At 56.1% G+C, this 21,466-nt stretch carries 18 protein-coding genes and 3 pseudogenes; 16 read left to right on the top strand and 5 right to left on the bottom strand.

Going from position 1 to position 21,466, the window contains the following annotated elements:
- Nucleotides 1-95: 95 nt before the first annotated feature.
- Nucleotides 96-1,304 carry a Cdc6/Cdc18 family protein gene (locus AV929_RS01855; RefSeq protein ID WP_014030565.1) on the bottom strand — a complete coding sequence of 403 codons (1,209 nt, stop codon included), beginning with the start codon at nt 1,302-1,304 and terminating at the stop codon, nt 96-98.
- Nucleotides 1,305-2,172: 868 nt separating this feature from the next.
- On the opposite strand from AV929_RS01855, the gene AV929_RS01850 reads away from it, so the two are divergent.
- The 9 genes and pseudogenes from AV929_RS01850 to AV929_RS01810 all read left to right on the top strand — a co-directional run bounded on the left by AV929_RS01850 (nt 2,173) and on the right by AV929_RS01810 (nt 12,230).
- Complete coding sequence (locus tag AV929_RS01850) at nt 2,173-2,451, top strand: hypothetical protein (RefSeq protein ID WP_064287218.1); 279 nt, start codon at nt 2,173-2,175, stop codon at nt 2,449-2,451.
- Between the two features lie 57 nt (nt 2,452-2,508).
- Nucleotides 2,509-3,276, top strand: a pseudogene (locus AV929_RS01845) (hypothetical protein); the annotation flags it as partial.
- 649 nt (nt 3,277-3,925) lie between these two features.
- Nucleotides 3,926-5,236: an ABC transporter substrate-binding protein gene (locus AV929_RS01840; protein ID WP_225308230.1), complete on the top strand. Its 1,311-nt coding sequence runs from the start codon at nt 3,926-3,928 to the stop codon at nt 5,234-5,236.
- 166 nt (nt 5,237-5,402) lie between these two features.
- A complete protein-coding gene (locus AV929_RS01835) occupies nt 5,403-6,935 on the top strand; it encodes an ABC transporter substrate-binding protein (protein WP_064287217.1) in 1,533 nt (510 codons plus the stop codon).
- A complete protein-coding gene (gene nikB, locus AV929_RS01830; RefSeq protein ID WP_064287216.1) occupies nt 6,932-7,882 on the top strand; it encodes a nickel ABC transporter permease in 951 nt (316 codons plus the stop codon). The genes AV929_RS01835 and nikB overlap by 4 nt, the downstream gene beginning before the upstream one ends.
- On the top strand, nt 7,879-8,772 hold the full coding sequence (nikC, locus tag AV929_RS01825) for a nickel transporter permease (protein ID WP_064287215.1): 894 nt from the start codon (nt 7,879-7,881) through the stop codon (nt 8,770-8,772). The genes nikB and nikC overlap by 4 nt, the downstream gene beginning before the upstream one ends.
- Before the next feature lie 2 nt (nt 8,773-8,774).
- Nucleotides 8,775-9,866, top strand: coding sequence for an ABC transporter ATP-binding protein (locus AV929_RS01820; protein ID WP_064287214.1), 1,092 nt, complete (start codon nt 8,775-8,777; stop codon nt 9,864-9,866).
- Complete coding sequence (locus AV929_RS21170) at nt 9,853-10,926, top strand: ABC transporter ATP-binding protein (protein ID WP_080510014.1); 1,074 nt, start codon at nt 9,853-9,855, stop codon at nt 10,924-10,926. Before AV929_RS01820 ends, AV929_RS21170 begins: the two co-directional genes overlap by 14 nt.
- Before the next feature lie 284 nt (nt 10,927-11,210).
- Nucleotides 11,211-12,230: a hypothetical protein gene (locus tag AV929_RS01810; protein WP_064287212.1), complete on the top strand. Its 1,020-nt coding sequence runs from the start codon at nt 11,211-11,213 to the stop codon at nt 12,228-12,230.
- Here the strand turns inward: AV929_RS01810 and AV929_RS01805 are convergent, their stop codons facing one another.
- Both AV929_RS01805 and AV929_RS01800 read right to left on the bottom strand, forming a co-directional pair.
- Entirely contained in the window at nt 12,231-12,722 is a 492-nt protein-coding gene (locus tag AV929_RS01805; RefSeq protein ID WP_064287211.1) for a DUF3368 domain-containing protein, read from the bottom strand.
- Entirely contained in the window at nt 12,712-12,957 is a 246-nt protein-coding gene (locus AV929_RS01800) for a UPF0175 family protein (protein WP_014030987.1), read from the bottom strand. The genes AV929_RS01805 and AV929_RS01800 overlap by 11 nt, the downstream gene beginning before the upstream one ends.
- A 201-nt stretch (nt 12,958-13,158) precedes the next feature.
- Between AV929_RS01800 and AV929_RS01795 the strand changes: the two genes are divergently transcribed.
- The gene (locus AV929_RS01795; protein ID WP_064287210.1) at nt 13,159-13,395 is read left to right on the top strand and encodes a hypothetical protein; all 237 of its coding nucleotides are present in this window, start codon (nt 13,159-13,161) and stop codon (nt 13,393-13,395) included.
- Between the two features lie 65 nt (nt 13,396-13,460).
- On the opposite strand, the pseudogene AV929_RS22530 reads toward AV929_RS01795, so the two are convergent.
- Nucleotides 13,461-13,942, bottom strand: a pseudogene (locus AV929_RS22530) (hypothetical protein).
- A 55-nt stretch (nt 13,943-13,997) separates the two neighbouring features.
- Here AV929_RS22530 and AV929_RS01785 point away from each other — a divergent pair.
- Nucleotides 13,998-14,902: pseudogene (locus AV929_RS01785) on the top strand (HAD-IC family P-type ATPase); the annotation flags it as partial.
- 67 nt (nt 14,903-14,969) lie between these two features.
- Here AV929_RS01785 and AV929_RS01780 read toward each other — a convergent pair.
- Complete coding sequence (locus AV929_RS01780) at nt 14,970-15,206, bottom strand: helix-turn-helix transcriptional regulator (protein WP_023842948.1); 237 nt, start codon at nt 15,204-15,206, stop codon at nt 14,970-14,972.
- Nucleotides 15,207-15,209: 3 nt separating this feature from the next.
- On the opposite strand from AV929_RS01780, the gene AV929_RS01775 reads away from it, so the two are divergent.
- The 5 genes from AV929_RS01775 to AV929_RS01750 all read left to right on the top strand — a co-directional run bounded on the left by AV929_RS01775 (nt 15,210) and on the right by AV929_RS01750 (nt 21,352).
- Nucleotides 15,210-15,731, top strand: coding sequence for an Lrp/AsnC family transcriptional regulator (locus tag AV929_RS01775; RefSeq protein WP_023842947.1), 522 nt, complete (start codon nt 15,210-15,212; stop codon nt 15,729-15,731).
- 262 nt (nt 15,732-15,993) lie between these two features.
- Nucleotides 15,994-16,812 (top strand): TrmB family transcriptional regulator, encoded by an 819-nt coding sequence (locus tag AV929_RS01770; RefSeq protein WP_064287209.1) that lies wholly within the window; start codon nt 15,994-15,996, stop codon nt 16,810-16,812.
- Nucleotides 16,813-17,728: 916 nt separating this feature from the next.
- A complete protein-coding gene (locus tag AV929_RS21615) occupies nt 17,729-19,195 on the top strand; it encodes a HEAT repeat domain-containing protein (RefSeq protein WP_050036506.1) in 1,467 nt (488 codons plus the stop codon).
- Between the two features lie 583 nt (nt 19,196-19,778).
- Nucleotides 19,779-20,708 (top strand): CBS domain-containing protein, encoded by a 930-nt coding sequence (locus tag AV929_RS01755; RefSeq protein WP_014030980.1) that lies wholly within the window; start codon nt 19,779-19,781, stop codon nt 20,706-20,708.
- Nucleotides 20,709-20,884: 176 nt separating this feature from the next.
- Nucleotides 20,885-21,352, top strand: coding sequence for a pyridoxamine 5'-phosphate oxidase family protein (locus AV929_RS01750; RefSeq protein WP_014030979.1), 468 nt, complete (start codon nt 20,885-20,887; stop codon nt 21,350-21,352).
- Nucleotides 21,353-21,466 lie beyond the last annotated feature (114 nt).

Raw genomic sequence — 21,466 nt, 5'->3', positions numbered from 1 at the left:
CCTGCATTCGATGGACATTATTACTTCAAAAGGAGTCTTAACCAACAGCCAATTGTAGCCGATCTTGTTGTTGGTTAATCCGGATCACGACAGAATCAGAACGAGTCTAGCGTCGTCGATGTCTCATCTGTAGCAAACAACTCCGCTAACCGCTCGTCCTCTTGAAGTACTTCCTGTGCCAAATCCGCGCGAATCGAAAATTCGTACTCATAGTATGAGCCGCCTTTGGGGCCCTTATTCTGTTCGTCTACGTCTAGGAACCCTTTCAACGTCAACTGTGACAACCGGTCATGAATCGTTCTGTCAGTCCGCACATCCGCATCGATACGCTTTGCAGCCATTACATACCGCTCGTAAATTCGGTTACGCTTGGACGGCGTTTCATCCTCCCGCTCCAACAGTAATAGGGAGTAGAGAGTCAGTTTGCTCTGTGTTGGCAAGCGAGTTAATTCGTCGCGAACTTTATCGCGCTCAACAATCTCGTCTGCCTGTCGCACATGCGCTTCGGTGATGACATCGGACTCCTTATCTCGTGCCAGATCTCCAGCCTTATACAATCGCTTCAGCGCCTGTCGGGCACTTCCAGAGTCTTGTGCGGCAAACGCTGCACACAACGGAATCACATCGCCCGCCAAAATGTCAGACTGTAACTCATAACTGCCATCATCAAGTCGCTGAGCCGAAGTATCGTGAAACGCCTCACCAGCACGCTGTTTCAAGATGTTCCCGAGTTCGTTCGCATCATACGGTGGAAAATGGATCTCTTCGTCAGCGAGACTGTCCTTCACACGCGCTGAGAGGTTATCGCGGAACGTGAAGTCATTCGAGATACCGATTACCCCAACCAGTGTATCTTCAACGTTCTCGTTATCGTTCGCCCGTGGAAGCTTATACAGGATGTCGTCATCATTCCCAATGGCATCAATTTCATCAAGTACGATCAAGCAATGTGTTGCATCGAGTGCTTCCAGCTCATCGAACAACATATTGTAGATCATTCCGCTCGGATACCCGGTCGGTTTGATTTGCTCGGTTGCCGGACGAAATTGATTAATGAGGTTTGCAGCCACCTGGTAACTGCTGTTCAGCGATTTGCAATTTAGCTCAATTACTTGAACGTCGACACCGTCGATATTTTGCTGATCCTCGATCAGTCGTTCAACGACCATCCTCAAGGATAGTGTCTTTCCGACTCCAGTCTGGCCATATGAAAATAGGTTTTTCGGCGGCGCACCGTTAATCACAGGTTTGAGCGCACTCTGGTACTGCTCAAGTTCTGTGTCGCGCTCAATAAGACGGTGCACCAACCCCCGCCCCCCAGATTTCACGAGAGTATCGTTGGAGAGGAGGGGAAGAGAGGGCAAAATGAAACTCTGAATGAGAAGAAGATTTAATATAAGTGGGTCAAAACAGCATCCGTAATACGTTAGGTTCAGTTTAATTCTCTAGTGGAAACTCAGCAAGAAGCGTCAGACATTATTTCTTCCCTCCCCTCCCCTATAGCAACTCTCATGAAATATGGGGGGCGGGGGAGATATCTACCTGTCTCTTCTATTCAGCAAGGCAGAAAGGAGACCTCAACTTCTCATGGTCAGTTATCGTCGTCAACAAACAATATCCATCGCTAGTAGGTTATATCCATAGGAGTCTACGGTCGCGCTGCTCTGTATTTGATTCCCTGAGAGACCATCAATCCCTCTCCACTCACTGTCTAGACTCCGTGCTTTCTCTGAGTTACTACACAATTGATGACTTGCTCTGCTCAACTACACCCCACATTTCATGAGTTAGGAGCTGCTATTCTTAAACTCTCGTGAAATGTGGGGGGTGGGCAACAAAATGCCGGTTCACTGGCCGATATTAACTCTCGTGAAAACCGGGGGGTCCCACTTCTCTACGGCCGATACAGCAAGACACTATCAAAGTTGAACTACGCCGCCTGCGTAGCGTGTTTGCGTTGGAAATCTCATCTGGAGACTTTCCTGAAAAGAGACAGATCAAAGATAACATCGCAGCTGAAATTATTCAGGTCACACACCCTGTACCACATGAGAGATCTGTTTATCTAACCGAACTCAGGCATCTTGTTTGTTCTAATACATCATGTAGGCGATTGAGCTATTGCCCACAATGTTCGTTTTGTGCAGCCCTCGCAGCCGGCGGCTCCACACGATGTCCAACCCACCAGACGACGCATTGCTGACCGAACTCGCAACCCACCAGAACCGAAAGCTTCTGCTCTGGCAGCTCGCAGCAGACGGACGCTCGTTCTGTGGTATCCAGTTTATCGCTCGGGAGCGCGACCTACAGAACGCTTCTATCGACGAACAAGTCCAAGCCTTCGTCGACGATATGCTCTCAGACGGCGAGGTTCGACCAGAATACGACGCGATGACTGACTGGGAAGCCCTGGAAGCGAACCACGGCGACACTGCCGACCAGTCCCTCTAGATCGAACTTCGACCCAGCGCGATTTTGTGCTGCCTCGGTGGCTGGAGGCTTTCCAGTATGTTGCCGACAGCCGAACCACCGTTCGACCCGATCTTCGCCGATGAACCGCTGCTTATTCCAAACTACAAAGAGACGATCATCAGCACAGTCGGCTTGCCGTTCTACGCCGACATCACTCGCCCCGATGAAGTGCCCGCTGACGAGCGCGAGCGAACCATCGACCTCGCGGAGCGAATCCTACGTGCCGGCGGCGTCCGAACCGGCTTCGGGCACCACGAAGAAGTCCGGACCTCGATGGAGGCGTGGGCTCCAAATGCTGACGAGGAATGCGATGCTGACTCCGGCTACTGGCGCTCTCATGTCCTCTTGATGTCTCCCCAAGAGATGAACTTCGGACAGCTGGACGGCGAACCCGAGGTGAGGTACAAGAAGGCCAAGACCGTGCTTGCGTGGGCCAGAGAGTGTATCGACAGCGACGTCCTTCAGGAGATCGAGCGGTCCCAAGCCGAGGATATCAAACAAGCGTGGTACGACGCCGCAGAAGCCGAACTGAGCCAGCGTGAGATCGAGCAGTTCGCCGAGGACCCGCCGGAAGCGCTCGATGGGTGGACGAAACTTGACGCCGACTACGACGCTGTCACGGTGGCCTACGTCGCTGACAACCATGGGACGCCATCGGTCGCGGCCGTCTTTGAGGGTGCTGACAGCGAGTTGAAGGCGCGTGAGTTCACCCTGGAGGAGTGGAAGGAGAACGACGGCAATCCTCGCGAGGCAAGGCCAAATCGGTTCTGTGTCACGACTGACGGTGACGGGGCCTACGCACAACTNNCATGGTCACATCCCAGGTTCACCACACCGTGTTTCGAGTGTAAACACTACTGCTGTCTGGTGGTTTTCACCGGAAACGGTGGTGTGTCTACACGCGTGAGCAGTAGTCATTTGATGATGGCAGTCGCTGATATCCTCAATGTAAGGGTGTAACCGGTGCTTGGGAGTGGTTCATTCTTAGAGGGACTGTGAAACTCTTCTCTGAAAGATTACTGTATTGAATGCTTCGGGGTTGGAAAATACTCTGTGTGGTATTATACAACTACCTTTTAGTTAACTAAACCACAATTGATTTACTGGCTTCCCCTTTGTATCCATCATATGATGTCGAGATTTATACAATATTTCCCGGCAAGCAGCCGCATGGAATCAGATACTTCTGTCTGTGTTGGTCCTGCCCTCATGTCGCTCAGCAACAAGGTGAGTGCTAATGCCTAAACACTGTTCGAGACGGGAACTGCTGGGCGGTGCTGTGGCTGGAGCTGCTGGCCTGGTTGCAGGCTGTAGTAGCTCAAAGGCTGATTCGAAGGACTCATTTACTGTTGCGTTGGCACGGGACCCAACGCGGCAAAAATGGGACCTCTACAACGGTATCACACCGTATTATACGCATGTGTTTGAACCGCTCGTTGACACTACAGCAGAGATGGAAACCGCGCCGCTGCTTGCCACAGAATGGGAGGCCGTCGACGAGACGACGTGGGAGTTTTCCCTACGCAATGGTGTCACATTCCACAACGGAGACCCGCTGACAGCCGACGAGGTTGTCCGCTCCTTTGACCGTGTTTTTGAGCAGTGGTCGTGGGTCCCGGGCTGGATTGGTGTCACGTCTGATGGCGTCACGGCAGTAGATGACACCACTGTTCGGTTCGAGACAACGGACCCCTTCCCCGCGTTTCCTGGCACAATCTCACACCAGTATTTCGGCATTCAACACCCTGATGAAAACGAGACGCCGACTGGGACAGGCCCGTTTGAGGTCGATGAAGTCACGGCAGGACAGTCAATCACGCTTACGCCGTTTGCTGATTATCGAGACGGGACAGCTACCCCCACAGAACTCACTTTTGAGTGGATCAAGGATCCCAACACGCGCGTGCTGTCTCTTGAAAAAGGTTCAGTCGATATCGCACAACAAATCCCGAAAAGCCGGGCTACGGCGCTTGTCGAGGCTTCGGAGACAGGGATCGACACCTATCTCACACCTGAGGCTGGGCTCGTCGCAGTCAATCTGTATCGGTCGCCGACCGATGACGAGCAACTTCGAAAGGCACTCAACTGGGCTGTCGACCAGAGCCAGATCGTCGAGAATGTTCTCAACGATATTGGCAAGCCAGCATATGGACCGATTTCGTCTACTATTCCATGGTCAATTCACGATGAACTCCCGACCTACGGGCCAGACCTAGATCGGGCACGGGACCTCGTTGAGGCGTCCAGATACGACGGCGAAACGCTATCGGTTCTGATCAATAGCAAAAATGCCGACGATAGAACGATCGCACAGACGCTTTCCGGTTGGTTCAAAGAGATAGGCGTCACAAGCGAGATTCGACAGGTCGATCCGGCATCGTTCAACGATAGGTTCACCGCGGGCGAAGCGAACCTGACGCTCGTCGGTTTCGGATCGAATAGCGCTGCCTGTGACTATCTTATTCGGGCAATGTTCCACTCCGAAGGCAGTGACAATCGGAAACGCTACAAGCAAGACGGCACCGGCATCTACAATCCTGGTCCAGAAGTCGACCGCCTCATCGAGCAGGGATATCGGGCAGAAAATCTGGAAGCGAAACGGGACTACTACGGTGAAGTCCAGCGGCGCGTGGTCGATACCGGGGCGGTCATCCCACTGTATTACAACGAGTCCGTCTTCGGCCGGCGGGCGGATGTCTCCGGTATCGACGGCCACCCGGTAGACAACATGATCGAATGGTCTGGTCTCACGCGGGAACAATGAGCAGGGATACCGTGAGTCTCGATGTCCTGCGTTTCAACTCAGGTGTGAACCGTGCTGTTCTGCTGGCCGTCGATGAACGTACCGTCTCTATCCGGTGGTTCAGAGCGACTAGGGCAGCTGGTCTGGACGAGAACTCGAATGTTGCAGACGAAGTGTGATATATAGTATGTATAAATTCACGCGACGACAGACATTGTTTGCAGCTGCAGCCGGTATTTCGGGCCTCAGTGGGTATTGGCTACAAAACGACGATAGCGTAGGCGAGGACACGTTCAGGGTTGGCTCACCCTGGACGCCGGATGCGATAGATCCCGTGACAAACGGCTGGCTCTGGCGACGCCTCAATGTGCTTGAGCCACTGCTTACCGTCGATTACGACGCGACTGTGTCACCGGGCTTGGCCACTGACTGGCACATGGTCAACGACAGGACGTGGGAGTTCACACTCCGTGAAGGAGTCACATTCCACGACGGGACTGAGGTGACCGCAGAAACTGTGCTCCCATCGCTCACACGAGCATTCGAATCAAGTTCGATGGCTGCAGTCCCGGTCGAATCAGTCGAAGCCGCTGCTGACCGGACGATTATAATTCAAACTACAGTTCCGTTTTCACCGCTGCCAGCACACTGTACCCGTGGGATTACCTGCCCTGTTTCACCGTCTGCAATCGCCAACGATGGGTCAATCACTGAGCCGATCGGTACTGGTCCGTTTCAATTCGAAGACTGGGAGCCGGGCTCGACAATCACAACGACCGCTACCCCGGACTACCACGGGTCGACCGCACACATCGAGACACTAATCTACGAAGGGATCACTGACGACCAGACTCGGCGGCTAAAGCTCGAAAGCGGGGAACTGGATATGGCACGTATTCTTCCGAACAAGGCAGCGGATACACTTGCATCCAGTCCCGATCTCACTGCTCACACGTACAAGATTCCGCGAGCCCGATACCTTGTGTTCGACCTCGACTCTGCACCGTTTGCGGACAGAAAAGTCCGTCGCGCGGTGATGTATGCTATCGACCGGGACCACATCGTTGATTCGTTGCTGAATGGGCTGGGGTCGAAAGCGGTCGGTCCGTTCCCAGCGGATGTAACGGAGTGGGCCGCAGAGCTCGAACCGTACGAATACTCACCTGATAAGGCACGGAGTCTGCTCGCTGAAGCAGGATGGGAACCGGATGGGGGCACCCGTACCCGTGACGGTGACACACTCTCGGTGTCGATCTGGACGTATAATACCCGTCCACTACTGCCCACGATTGCCGAAGTGATACAGACACAGCTTCAGGCGGTTGGCTTCGATGTCGATATTTCAGTCATGGAGTCCTCGACAATCAAAGAGCAAGCAACAAACGGGGAGTTCGATACCGTTCTGTGGTCGAGTTCAGTGCTATGGTATCCCGACCCGGACCGACTGTCTGACCTCGTTCATTCGGAGACGGAGACGATGTTCAGTGGCTACGAGAACGAAGCGGTCGATCAGCACCTCGAAGCAGCTAGGCGGACAGCCGACCGTGACGAGCGGTTCGAGCGATACGCAGCGGTCCAGCGGCGTATGCAACGTGACCTCCCGCTCGGCTGGCTCACCTACTACGCAAACGTCATCGGGACTCGTGCCGACGTCGAGGGATACCAGCCCCATCCCATCGAATCCTGTTATCATCTGGAGGAGGTCACACAGCAGCGATGATCGGGGCGGAACTCTGCAAACGACTGCTGACGATGGCAATCGTTCTGCTGGGCGTGTCGCTGCTTACGTACGGGCTGGTCTTCGTCACACCGGGGGATCCGGCGCGAACGATTCTGACCCAACAGATGGGTGGACAGGCCCCATCTCAGGATGCAGTCGATCAGTTTCGAGCTGAAAATGGGCTTGACGACCCATTCATAGTCCAGTATGCCCGCTGGATGGGGAACGCACTGCAAGGCGACCTCGGTCAATCGTACTACAGCGACCGGTCTGTCTCTGATATGATTGTCCAACGGTTGCCGAATACAATCGCACTCGCTGTTGCATCGATGCTCGTCGCGCTTGTAATAGCTCTCCCGGCCGGAATTGCCAGCGCGAGTAATCCGGGGAGCCGGACTGACTACGCCGCACAGATCGGCTCGCTAATAGGGGTCTCAATGCCGAACTTCTGGCTTGGCTACCTGCTTATTATCGTCTGTGCGCTCCGTCTCAACCTCCTTCCGGTGGCCGGCGCGGCTGGACCGAAACATCTGGTTCTCCCCTCACTGACGCTTGGCTCTGGAATGGCTGCGGTTATCGCGCGACTGGTTCGAACAGCGATGCTTGATGTTCTGGATGACGCGTACATCCAAGCCGCCAGATCGAAAGGGTTGCGCGAACGGATTCTCGTCTATAAACACGCGCTCCGGAACGCGCTTGTGCCCGTCGTGACGATTATAGGTTTGCAGTTGAGTTACGTCCTTAACGGCGCAGTTGTTATCGAAGTAGTGTTTCAACGGCCGGGCTTGGGGACGTTACTCGTTGATTCAATCTTTGCTCGTGACTACCCGGTCGTACAGGGCGTAACACTGCTAATCGGCGTCATCTTTGTCTTGGTGAACTTTGCAGTCGACCTGACGTATAGCCGACTTGACCCACGAATCGACCTCGGAGGTGAGCACACATGAGCGACCGAACCGCCGATAGAAGAAAGCAGCAGGAAGCCACCAAGCAACAGAGGGGAACTGACGGACTCGCAACGGACCGCCTCGGACAATTCGGAATCGGAGTTGTGCTCACGTTGCTCGTCCTTGCGGCACTTGGACCAGTTGTTTCGCCCTACGATCCAGTCGAACAGGACCTTTCGAACAGGCTTGAATCTCCGTCACTGTCTCATCCGTTCGGGACCGACCAGCTGGGTAGAGACGTACTGACAAGACTCCTTCATGGTGCGCGATTCTCGCTCGGTATCGCCGTCGCTGTAACCACTGTACGACTTATTATGGGGACGGCAGTCGGCCTCCTCGCCGGCTACGCCGGTGGCTGGATTGATGAGACGCTGATGCGACTTGTCGATACACTGCTTGCGTTCCCTGGAATCGTCCTCGCACTTGTCATCGCCGGGATTCTGGGGCCGAGTCTGGTGAACGTGATGCTTGCACTGGCGGTCGTTGGTTGGGCATCGTACGCACGGTTAGTTCGGAGTAGCGTACTCTCGCTTCGAGAGCGTGAGTTTGTAAGCGCCGCACGATTGCTCGGCCGGTCACGAACGCACATCGCAACTCGCCACCTACTCCCGCACGCCGTTGCACCAGTTGTCGTTCTGGCAACGCTTGACATCGGCAGCGTCATTCTCGGCACAGCGGGACTTTCATTCCTTGGGCTGGGCGCACAGCCACCCACACCTGAATGGGGGACAATGCTTGCATCCGGACGCAGCTATCTCAGACAGGCGTGGTGGCTTGTCAACGCTCCGGGCCTCTGTATCATGCTCACCGTGCTCGGCTTCAATCTTCTCGGAGACAGCCTTCGAGATATGCTTTCACCTACGCAGACAGCCCAGATGGAGGAACTGTAGCAATGAGTGAACCACTGCTTCGCGTCGAGAACTTACAGACTCGTTTCGACACTGATCACGGGACTGTCGACGCGGTCAACGGGGTGTCGTTCACCGTCGACCGGGGCGAAATTGTCGGTATACTCGGTGAAAGTGGGAGCGGCAAGTCTGTTACTGCCAGATCAATTTGCCGACTTGAAGACCCGGGAAACATCGTTGGCGGATCCATTACCTTTGCTGAAAGAGAGCTAACAACTGCCACTGAAGCGACACTGCGTCGACTACGTGGAAATAAGCTCTCGATGGTCTTTCAGGACCCGACGGAAAGCTTGAACCCTGTGTTTTCGGTCGGCGAGCAGATCGCAGAATCGGTTCGGATACACGAATCGAGCGGGACACAACGTCTGCTAGATTTCCTCGGTGTGCCACCGTTCCGAGATCGGTCAGCGTGGGAGAACGCACGGGAGCGCGCTATCGAGTTGCTGGACCAAGTAGGCATCCCGAACCCGGAAGCAAATGTGTCGTCATTTCCACACGAGTTTTCTGGTGGTCTCCGGCAACGAGCAGTCCTCGCCATTGCACTGGCAAGTGAACCCGCGTTGCTGGTTGCCGACGAGCCAACAACAGCACTTGACACGACCACACAGGCAGATATTCTCAGTCGATTGCGCTCGTTACGTGACGAGCAGAATATCGGCATACTGCTTATCTCCCATGATATCGGTGTGATTGCACAGACATGTGACCGTGTCGTGGTACTCCATGACGGACAGGTAATGGAGGCCGGTCCCGTTGAGCGAATACTGACCACACCGGAACATCCGTACACGAGAGCACTCCTTTCGTGTTCGGTCCGAAACAGCGACGCTGACAAGCAAGTCCAGTCCGCCATGGTACGTCCACGAGACCCCAGCAGCAGCCATGAGGGCTGTCCGTTTGCCGACCGCTGCCAGTATGTGACCGAAACGTGTCGCTCTGGGCCGATTCCGACGACTGAGGCCGCGTCGGACCACCGACTCGCCTGCGTCCAAGCACCGTTCTCTGAAGCCAAGTTCGTGTCCGAACAACAGGAGATTCCGGCAGCTAACGGAGGACAACAGAATGACACAGCGTAACCAAACTCCAGATGATGTGCAGTCTAGTACTCCTGTGGTCGAAGTACAAAACGTCTCGAAAGCGTTTTCATTGACACGATCCGTCCTCAGTCGGTTGCGTAGCAGCGACTCACCGGCGAAAGCGGTCTGTGATGTATCCTTAGCCGTCCAACGTGGCGAAACGCTGGGACTTGTTGGTGAGAGTGGCTGCGGGAAATCAACACTCGCGAAACTCATCACCGGACAGCTCACCCCGGACGATGGGCAAGTTCGTCTCGATGGAACGCGCGTCGGTGACCTCTCAGAGCGTTCGACCGCGCAACGGCGGCGAGTCGGCGTCGTGTTTCAACACGCCCGGGGAAGCTTTGACCCCCGGTGGCCCATCGGTCGGTCAATTGCTGAAGCCAGTAGCGACGCCACCTCGGCTTCCCTACATGACACCGGCCCAGACGAGGTCGCTGAGCTGTTGTGCAGTGTTGATCTTGCGCCAGAAATCGCTGATCGGTATCCCCGGGAACTCTCCGGCGGCCAAATACAGCGCGTCGCTCTCGCCCGAGCTATTGCACACGACCCCGATATAATCGTACTCGATGAACCAGTCTCCGGACTCGACATGGCCACACAGGCGAGAGTTCTTTCGCTTCTCGCAGACATACAACAGCAGTTCGGTGTCGGCTACGTGTTTATTTCCCATGACCTCAATGTCGTCAGGTTCCTCGCTGATAGGGTCGCAGTAATGTATGCTGGCGAGCTCGTCGAAGTCGGGCAAGCAAACGAACTGTTCCAGTCCCCGAACCATCCCTATACTGAAGCGTTAATCCGTGCGATTCCGAGTGATGACCCACGAGATCCCCCGCCAGTGCCGCTTCAGGGTGCTCCTCCTGACCCAGCAGATAGACCGGAAGGCTGCCCATTCCATCCACGTTGTCCGGCCGTGACACAATCCTGTCAGGAACACCATCCATCACTCGAAGAGGTTCGAGAGACACACGTTCGGTGTCTTCATGCTCCGGAAGCGACAGGCGAAACAGACATAAATGAGTCCCATACTGAAGATGGCTCTGAAATGAGTAGATTCTGAGCCCATGAAAACCGATTATTCTACTCAAAGTCAACGTTTTTGTGGGTGCTTTCACCAGTCATCACTGACTTCACTCTCGTCACAGAAGATGTCCTCATCAAGATAATCAACGAGTTACCGGGCAGGTCATGCTCACAACCTCTTCCGTGTCGTCTGTATAAATATTGCCGCCGATCAGCGTGATGACGCCACACAGTGACGGACAGCACAGGGACGGATAGCCAACTCGTCCAGTTTCGCTCTCTGTCGGTTTGTGCTTCCCTCGGGGCCGGGGTTTAAATGCGATGACGACCGCAACCAAGCGTGTGACTGACCGGAATCCTGAGTACGACCCCGCGGATATCCCCGGTGCCGCGAGTTCCGATCCTGAAACGAGGGGGAACGGACGGGAACGAGTCCTCGAATCCACCGGCTATCCCGACCGTACAGAGGATGAGACTCGTACCTGTACGACCTGTGGACAGGATATCCCACGGGATGAACGCCAGTGTCCGTTCTGCGCTCACACCGGCGTCTCAGAGACTTCGCTCGACGATCAGGATAGCAGCCCACTTGGGGAGTGGACGTTCGGGCGGGTAGTACTCGCACTCGTCGAAGCGAACACTGACTTCCATGCACGAGCGCTCGGCGCTGCGGCCTTCTCCGTGTCTGATAGCATCGCGAGCGGCGAGGACGTCTCCCATGGAACGGTGAAGTGCCGAGCAGCCTTCGGAACCGAGCCAGCCACCACTCTTACGAAGGGCTGGCCCGACCTGCCGACCGAAACCACGATCGACGAGGAATCCGGACAGGCGCTCTTGGAGACAGCCGACGAACAGACCAACTGGGACGGGGATGGGGGCGACGTCCAGCCACGAGTCTATCTCGAGGACGGGTCGCCGGTCACCGACCGCTCGGAGTTCCAGCAGTTCACGGATGAGTTCCGGGAGGACGACGGCACGTACTGGCTTGTGCCCGGCGTTGTGAAGCGCCATCAGGCAAGAGCCGAACCGGAGATAGTCGGAATCGGGTTCTACTGTCGCCAGTGTGGCGCCGTGACGGGACACGAATCGTACGGACTCGATGGCTTCGAGTGCCACCCACACCTTGACCGGCTGATCTGGACCTGCAGGGAGTGTGGGCAGCACCGACACGAACCCGACCAAGAGGATGACACGGAGGACGTCACGGACTACGAGCATCTTCCCGACGGCGTCTCACCCGAAGACATCCACGGCGACGAGCCAGACTTCCAGGAGCAAGAATTTCAGGACCAGATCAGTGCCTATCGCGAGCGGAATGGCTTTTTCCCGTGGGAACGGTAACTATTCCGTTGCTTCAGAAAGAATTTTTGAGGACAGCTCATCAGAGATCCAGAAGCCAGCGTCACGAAGGGCGTCAAGTTCGTGTTTTAATTCAATGTCTCCAGCATTGGCTCCGCGGAGTAGTATCCCGATGACTCCCGTTACCGTCAGGCTGTGTCTCCGAGCGACCTGTCGACCGTCTTTTTCATCCAAAAGGATGAGGTCAGCATCGTGCTCGATGGCATGACAAATAGCAGCTGTTTCCCCGAGATCCAGCTCGTGGAAGATTTCAGTGAAGAGGTGCGACTGTTCGACCTCGGTGATCGTCAGGAACTCATCGTCACGCAACGAGCGAAGCGCGTCTACACCTGCCTCTCCATCAGTGAGTTCGTCCCACACCTGACGCGGAATGGTGATGCTCGAAAACTGCGATTTGAGAAGGGTGAGTTGGTCGATAAGTGCAAGATTCAGCAGCGGTGACGTGTCCGAGACTACAAGCTCGTTATTCGGCATAGTCGAGGTCTTCGGCAAGTTCAGTGTCGGTGTAATGGCGTGGGATTTCGCGGTCTCCGAGTAACGCTTGGAACTCTCGGTGGGACAGTTCTGCCAATGCACGCGCTTTCCCGAACGAAAGGACATCACGCGCGTAAAGCGAGACAGCTAATTCTTGTTTCATTGCCTGCGGCCGCTCTCCCTCCGGAATCTGGAGCGCCTCATACACCTCTTCGTCAATTTCGATAGTAGCCATACTCGTCTGTTGGATAACCCGATTATTGAGTGTTTGGCTGCGCTATCCGAATGTGACGTCGTGTAGTCTCACCTGTGTGGTCGAAAACCTCTGTTTTCGTAGATGGGAGTGCAATTTGGTACGATACGATTCGTGTTCGACGTGCATGACCGACCGGTGAACGGCTGAGGTTTTGTGTCTCCCCCGAAGCCGGAGGAGATCATGAGTACCACAGCGCCTTCCTTCGAGGAGTATGACTTCGACCGCGGTGACCACGTCAGAACTGACTGGACCGACGGAAACGGCCCACTCGATGCAGTCGTCAGAACCGTTGCAGAAATTTCGTGTTCCGGCGGCAACGTGATCGTCGCTGTCGAGGCTGCCGACGACCAGTATCCCGAGCGCTCGATCTACGGCGGCACACACGATTGCGCTCCCGAGTGGATCGAATTGCTGTGAGTGACTCCCCCTCTCGTGAGAGCAATACCTCCGCTCGCTCGCTGAGAGTGGGGCCTCCACCTCGATTACGGTGGATTACTCGCAGCATTCAGCGGGTCGTAGGAGTCTGCATGATAGGCAACACGCCAGAGTTTGAGAACAGCACGAGTGACGAGTGCTTCGACAGACTGCTTGATGCAGGACTCTTCGATATCGTCTGGATCGGAATGGCGTCAGGGGGCGGATGATAGTATTCAAGACCTGGAACGGAGATGTAATCACCGCCATGTGGATGACTGTCCCAGCGGAAATTCACACCGTCAGTGTCCGTATAGTGAAATTTGTAGTCCGCTCGAGTCGTCCACTGAACATCAATTCGGGCGGAGTCAGCACTACGGCGGCCGTCACCGAGTGAGACTTCCAGAACCGTCGGGTTGAGATAGCCGTCTAGCGTTGGCGCTGCGAGCGGCTCTTCTCTCTCGATGATGTCACGAACCGTGAGGAGCGCTGATCGGTCGATCGATCCTCGTAAGGAGTGGAGTTTGTCTGTTCCGTTTCTCTCCACCATCTGCTAGGCGAGAATACTATCGTCAGTTGATCGTGAGTCCCCGTCGACAAACTGTTTGGCATTCGCAATCGAGAGTGATTCCGAACACATGATTGCACGAGCCATCCGCGAGGCAGCTGACGAGCGTGATCTTAGCGCACCTGACGCGACCGACTTCGAGGCGATCAAAGGCGAGGGGTTCGCGCGAGCGTCGAAGGAAACGAGGTGTACGTCGGCGGGCCGAACTTGTTGACTCAACTCGATAGCGATGTCTCCGATCACCTCCAGCGTTTCGCTGATGAGGCCGGCGAGAACGCACAGACAGTGGTGTATCTCGTTCTCGAAGGAGAGTTGATCGCTGCCTTCGCGATGGCCGACGTGATCCGCGAGGAAAGCTACGCTGTCGTCGACGCACTCCACGATCTGGGCATCGAGGTGGCGATGCTGACCGGCGACTCCCAGGACGTCGCCGGAGCGGTCGCCGATGAACTGGGCATCGATACGGTGTTCGCAGAAGTCCTCCCCGAGGACAAGGACGAGAAAGTCCAAGAACTCCAAGACCAGGGCAAGCTTGTGGGGATGGTCGTCGACGGCGTCAACGACGCGTCGGCGCTGACGCGAGCGGACGTCGGCATTGCGATCGGGAGCGGTACCGACGTTGCGGTCCAGTCGGCCGACGTCATCCTCGTCCAGAACAACCCGATGGACGTGGTGCGACTCGTGAAGCTAAGCAAGGCGAGCTACCGGAAGATGCAGGAGAGCATCGTCTGGGCGGCCGGCTACAACGTCTTCGCTATTCCGCTTGCAGCAGGCGTATTGGCACCGATCGGAACTCTGCTGTCCCCCGCTGTAGGTACGCTTCTGCTGTCTTTGAGTACAGTAATCGTCGCGATCAACGCACAGCTACTCCGCCGCGTGGACCTGTCCATTCCCGAGCTTCCAAGCGGGACACCAGCTACGGAGGCACAGCCCGCGGACTGAGGCCCTTTTGGCTACTACAGGAGGGATTCCTTCGGGATGACCATCGCTTCCGACAGACCGGTGGGTGCTACGCAGGAACCGATTCTTTGCTCTCCAAATACTGGCTTTCCCACTCCTGTCGTGCCTCTATTTCACGCTTACCACGCTGTGTGACTGTGTATACGCTCGTCCGCTTGTCGAGTTCACCCTTCTCGAGCAGTCCTTTGTTGACGAGATCGTCGTGATTCGGATAGAGACGGCCGTGGTTGCTCTCTTGCTCGTGATGGGCCCATGCGGACTTTTCAGTCGCCCCGTCCAAGGACATCGCATGGACGACTCCCCACTCGACGACGTGGACCGGAGCATCTTGCACCAACTTCAGCTCAATGCCCGCCAGACCGATACGGAGATCGGTGAGAGGGTGGATGTGACCTCCACGACGGTCCGAAATCGCCTCGACAAGCTCGAAGGGAAGGGCGTAATCCGGGGCTACCACCCCGAGATCAACTACGAGGAAGCGGGCTACCCCCTCCACGTCATGTTCGTCTGTACAGTCAATCCGAATAAGCTTGACTCGTTGGCCGATCAGATCCTCGATATTCGCGGTGTGGTAACCACCCGCGAGTTGCTTGGGGGCGAACGGAATGTCCACGTCGAGGTCGTCGCCGGCACGGTTAGGGAAATCGAAGAGATCCGCAACGAACTGGCGGACGTGGGCATGACAATCACCAGCTCCGAAATCATCTCCGAGACACAAGTCCAGTCATGGGACCACTTCTATCCACAGTCGGGGCCCGGCGCGCGGCAGGATGACGGCACCGACGACGGGTCGGTCACCGATCAAGGATAACCGGGAGACCGATTGAAATTTTCAAATATCTCCGCGTCTACCGGCACTGAAATCACATTCTAATTTCAAAATATCCACCGATAGCCAGTTTGAGTTGGAATTTCCAAATGTGACAACTGTGTGGGTAACCGACTTTATTCGTGTCGGCGTCCTTACTACGGTATGTCCGAATCGACCGAAACGGTGACCAATCCCGTCACTATATTGACAGGTTCTGTCGTTGGTACCTCTCTCAGTCAGTCAAACTTGACAGGACCACCTAATGACAGCTGAACAACTCAAAGCCGAGACGGTAACTCTGCTCCAGGATCTCGGGCTAAAGGAGTACGAGGCGCGGAGTTTCTTGACATTGACCCAACTCTCGACGGGGACGGCCAAGCAAATCAGTGAGGCTTCGGAGGTTCCGCGGACCCGGGTGTACGACGCTGTCCGAGTGCTGGAGTCAAAGGGGCTGGTCGAAGTGCAGCACTCCAGCCCTCAACAGTTTCGCTCGGTCAGCATCGCAGAGGCGACCGCGATCCTGCGTCAACAGTACGACACGCGGATCGACAGCCTCCAGTCACACCTCGAAGCGCTCGACCCCCAGCCGGAGGGCGAGAACAACGACCGAATGCAGGAGGTATGGGCGCTGTCCGGCCACGATGGCATCGAGTCCCGGACACACACGCTGCTTGAGGACGCCAACTCGGAGATCGTCCTGCTGGTCGTCGAGGAGGAACTTCTGACGGAGGCGCTGTACGACCGACTCCACGATGCAGTCGACCGCGGCGTCGACGTGATCATCGGTGGCCAGACGGACGCAATCATTGCCAAACTCGGTACCGAGCTGCCATCCGTGAAGGTGTTCGAAACCGAATTGGACTGGCTCCTGGGTCCCACGAGTAACGACGAGATTGCCATCAGCCGCCTGCTGTTGGTCGACCGCACGACGTTGCTGGTCAGTTCCTTCTACCCGGACGCCGACCCCGACGAATCACACGAACAGGCGGTCTTCGCCAACGGCCTGGAGAACGGTATCGTCGTCCTCCTTCGCCGGATAATCTCCTCGGGTCGGCTCCCCGTGGTGAACCCGGTGAGGTAGCCAGTCAGCGCTGCTCTGGCCAGACTGCGCGAACAGAGTGAGTATTACAGACACTGTACTGAGGGATTGCATTGTCAACGCCTTGGAAAAATCACATGCTGTACTCGCATCCTGTATTCAACACGGCCGGTGAAACCTATCACCGGCAGAGACTTTCAAAAGTCCGTTGCTGAGTAGAAATCATTCCTTCTGAATCCCCGTCGAGCAATTTCTGAAACTACAGCATTATCACGGGATTTCTCGGGATGCCTTCTACGCGCTCAAATCGGTACGACACGGCTCATCTGCTATTTGAGGGTGTCATTTCGGCTTGCAGATCGCGGTTTTCGTCCAAAGAGAGAGGCGATATGCTGTGTGCGAAGGCCGCCGGTTCTCTTCGGCTGAGGGGATGTCACAGGGTGAGTGGACTCGCGAACCGATCAGTTTTAGTGTATGAGATGGACGGGTGCGTTTCGGTGTGTCTGTTTCCCCCGCGAGATGGTGGCGGGGCGCATCACATGCCCCCGATTGACAATGGCTTCGGAACGACGCAGCGAAACACGAGCAGCGCATCAAGCGGACAGAACTCCTGACGGTGAGCCGACGATCTCGACCGATCGACCGGGATCACACGCCGGTCGTCACCCTCGTGGAGTGTACTCTCGGCGAGCTCACGCACGAGGCCGTGGGCGCCGTCAACTCGCACAAGACCGAGATAATCACCGAGTACAGACAGTCGCCTTCTTCTCGAATGTCCCGAACCGCTCGTCCTCGTAGGTTTCGGGGTTTTAGGCGTGTGCGGCTTCGACCGACTCGTCATCCATTTCGTTTTGGTACGGTAGCTGTGAATATAATCACACTGGTCGTAGGTGGTATCGGGTCGTCGTGTGGAATCCAGAGATCTATTACCGTGAGTGGCCTGTTTCAATCAAGAAGCATGGGGAACGATTTTCGCGAGACCACTGGAACGACGGAGAGAGTGACGGAATTGGTCGCCGCTTTCGAGGACGGGCGGGCGGGCGATGCCGAATTCGAGGCGTTGCGGGAGTTGCTCGCGACCGAAGACGCCAGGGACCGAGACGTCGCCATGTCTGGCATTCGTTCGGTCGGCATCGTCGACGAGGAACGAACCGAGGCGGCCGTCGACGTGTTGCTGGGGCACTGTTTCGACCAGCCCAGGCGAGTCCGCGAACCCGCCGCCGAGAACCTCTCGGACGTCGGTCGCGAGCAGAACCCGGCAGTGCTCCGCCCCGCCGTCGACACCCTTCGGGAGCGGCTCCACGACGCCCACGAGTCGACCCGGAGAGAGGCACTGTTCGCCCTCAGGGAACTGTGCAAGCACCACGCCGAACTGTTCGTGCCGCTCGTCGACGATCTCCGGGTCCGTCTCGACGACGGCGAGGCGTGGGTCCGGGAACACACACTGGCCGTTCTGGGGGAGATCGCCGCAGAGCGACCCGAAGCTATCACCCCGCCGTTCGACGATTTCGAGGCGTGCCTGGACGACGACGTCCCGAAAGTACGGTCCAAAGCGGTCCTGCGGCTCGGCTCTCTCGCGGAAACGCATCCGGATGCGGACCGTCCTTCCATCGATGACTTCCGGGCGTGTCTGGGCGACGACAGCTGGACGGTCCGTTCCAGCGCGGCCAGTGCGCTCGCTTCGCTCGCGGAGACGCGCCCGGATGCGGTTCGACCCGTCATCGACGGCATCCTCGCATTGCTGTCGCCACCCGCTGCGTTCGTCGGACCCGGTCCCAGGGGTGAACAGACATCCATCACACTGGCGCTCGGGCGGCTGGGTGTGACCTTCCCACGCGAGGCACCCCGTATCGCCTCGACACTCCAGAGCATCTTCGACGAAGAAGGTGCTGGAAACACCACGTTCGAACCCATATACGAATCGATCACCCGTGAGCTAGAGACGATTGCACAAGCCCACCCGGAGGCGGTCGTGCCCGCCATCGATGACCTTACCGCCAGCCTCGACGCGTCGAGGATCGAACGCCGTCGTTCTGCGGCCAGGGCACTCACGGCGGTCGGACGGACCCACCCCGACGAGGTTCGCCCCGCCGTCGAGAACTTAGAGGCCCGTCTCGAAGACGAGGATCCGTGGGTGCGTATGGAGGCGACCGAGGCACTGCTGGCGCTGGACGTGGTGGACTCCGAAACGGAATCGGCGGCTGAGGAGATCTGCGCGCTCTTTCTCGCCGCCGCGGACTCCCAGGAGGCGATCGACCGGTTCGTCGCCGCAGAGCCTACCGTGGGGGCGCTGGTGGTCACCGAACTACGATCCCGTGTCGGCGACATGGATTCGGTCGACGAGAAGCCCTCCGTGGCAGCGGCATTCCGGACGATCAGTACCATCGACGACGCCTATCGCTATCTGAGTCCTATCTCGATCTGAGCTTCGGTCTTCGTCACTGCACTGGCTCACTCGGATATCGTATTGCGGGCTGCCGTCTCGTGGATGTCGTCCACTTTCCAAGACTTAATCCTCTATTCAGTCAGATTGGTATCTTTATCTTGTATTTGCAACCCTTTAGTTCATAAAATTGAGGTTGTATTTCCAAACTCGGGTTTTTATTGTTAATATCTCTCGTTTTCACTCTAACTTATGCACTCTAGTTCCATTACCGATGATGTCGATAAGGCACATTATAACCTCCCAAAGGTCGTCACCACGGGCGACAGATTGGTGCCCTCGTTGGTTTCGAGAAGAACAAATTGAAGCTCTTGGATACCAGAATCCAGCACGAAGAATAACACTGATCAATTAAATCTTTAAACAAAGCACCAGTATTCAATCTGAAGGGCGTTATTTTGTATATAATATATGCGTAATTATAACTATTTGATCTCGGTTAGATACACCTTTTATTCCATTTCTTTACTTTTCTATTCCTTTTAGTAATAACATACGTACAGCTGTTATCGGTTGGTATCTCTTCGTCAGATAACCTCTTGTCACGTCGAACCGACGTGCAACCATGGCGTTCCCAATTCGCGTCAACGACGTGATGAGCAGTCCGGTCGAGACGGCGTCGCCTGAAACAACTGCCAGTACTGCCGCCGGCCGGTGTCACGCGGGCTCAATCGGGTCACTAGTCGTCGTCGAGGACGGAGAGGTCCTCGGCATCGTCACCAGCGACGACTTCGTGCGACTCCTCAGCGAGGAGTCGAGCCCGGAAGAGCGCTCGCTTTCGGAGTTTATGTCAACCCACGTTGTTTCGGTCGATGCGAGCGCCACCCTCGGCGCCGCGGTCGAAACAATGTTTGAGCATGATATCGCCCGGTTGGTCGTCTTCGATGGAGACGAGCTAGTTGGGCTGGTCAGCACTGACGATATCGTCCGTCACGTCCCGCAAATCCTCCAGCGGCGGGAAATCGAAGGCCACGAACAACAGACTGCCAACTACTACCGACATCAGGAGACTGCTTACGAAAAAAACGACTGGGACGTTGAGGGTACGGGACTCGACGACCACCACGTCAACGTCGGTGACAGAGTCGAGTTTTCGAAGACGATCAGCGAACAAGACGTGAGGACCTTCGCTGCCGCCAGTGGCGACACAAACCGGCTTCATCTCGACGAGGAGTACGCCAGCCAGACGCGGTTCGGCCGGCGAATCGTCCACGGGACGCTTGTCGGTGGATTGATCAGTGCTGCGTTGGCTCGTTTCCCCGGTGTAACTATATACATCTCACAGGACCTCTCGTTCCTAAAACCGGCCGACATCGATGTTCGCCTTACCGCAGTCTGTGAGGTTGTCGAGGACCTCGGCAGGAACAAATACCAGCTCACGACGGACGTGCTCAACGAGGACGGCGAACCGATAATTGAGGGCCAGGCCGCCGTCCTGATCGACGAGACGCCGGAGACAGGTCAGGTCACCGTCGAGGCCCTCGCCAGCGGGTGACCGAGCAGTTATAGTAACAGTTAAACGATTTACACACTGATCGCACTGCTGCCATGCGATCAAGTGTGCATTGATTTCCAATGGCTACTATAGCAGACGCCTCCATCTGTTGTCTATCGGGAAACTATGAGACAGCACACGGAATTATGTCACTCGATAGCATACTCTGATATGGAATGACTATCGACGAACTCACCGACTTCGGGTTGCACAAGATGACCGACGAGGAGGTAGAGGGGTTTCTCTCTAGCCAGAGTATGGGAACGCTGGGACTCCCAACAGACGTCGAACCCTACCTGATTCCGATGACCTACGGGTATAATGGAGGGGGGCGTCTCTACTTCTACTTCATCGGAGACAACGGAAGTCGGAAAATGGAGTTGGCCAACCAGGCAGAGTCGGCGGCATTCCTCGTGTACAGTGCGGAGACAGCGTTTAACTGGGAGAGCGTCGGACTCATCGGGACGATTCAGAAACTCCCGGAAGACAGACGTGGTGAACTCGACGAGACGACGACGCCAACGTGGCGCCCGGAACTGTTCGAGACCGCGAGTGACTCGCTTGAAACACAGATATACGAGTTCCAGATCGAGGAATGGACCGGCGTTCGACACACTGGTCTCCCGCCGGGATTTTATAACTGAATGCGTCCCCTCCTCGGAATGAATCGGGCTGCTCGGAGATAACGTCCTCCCCGGCGTGAACGCTGGGATGCTGTCGCTTAATTAAGCGAGAATTCACAGGAGAAAGCCCGCTTC

The organism is Haloarcula sp. K1 (assembly GCF_001647155.1).
In the GTDB taxonomy this organism is placed as follows: Archaea; Halobacteriota; Halobacteria; order Halobacteriales; family Haloarculaceae; genus Haloarcula; species Haloarcula hispanica.
The sequence above is the reverse complement of the archived record's forward strand: the minus strand, read 5'-3'. Positions and strand labels throughout refer to the sequence as shown.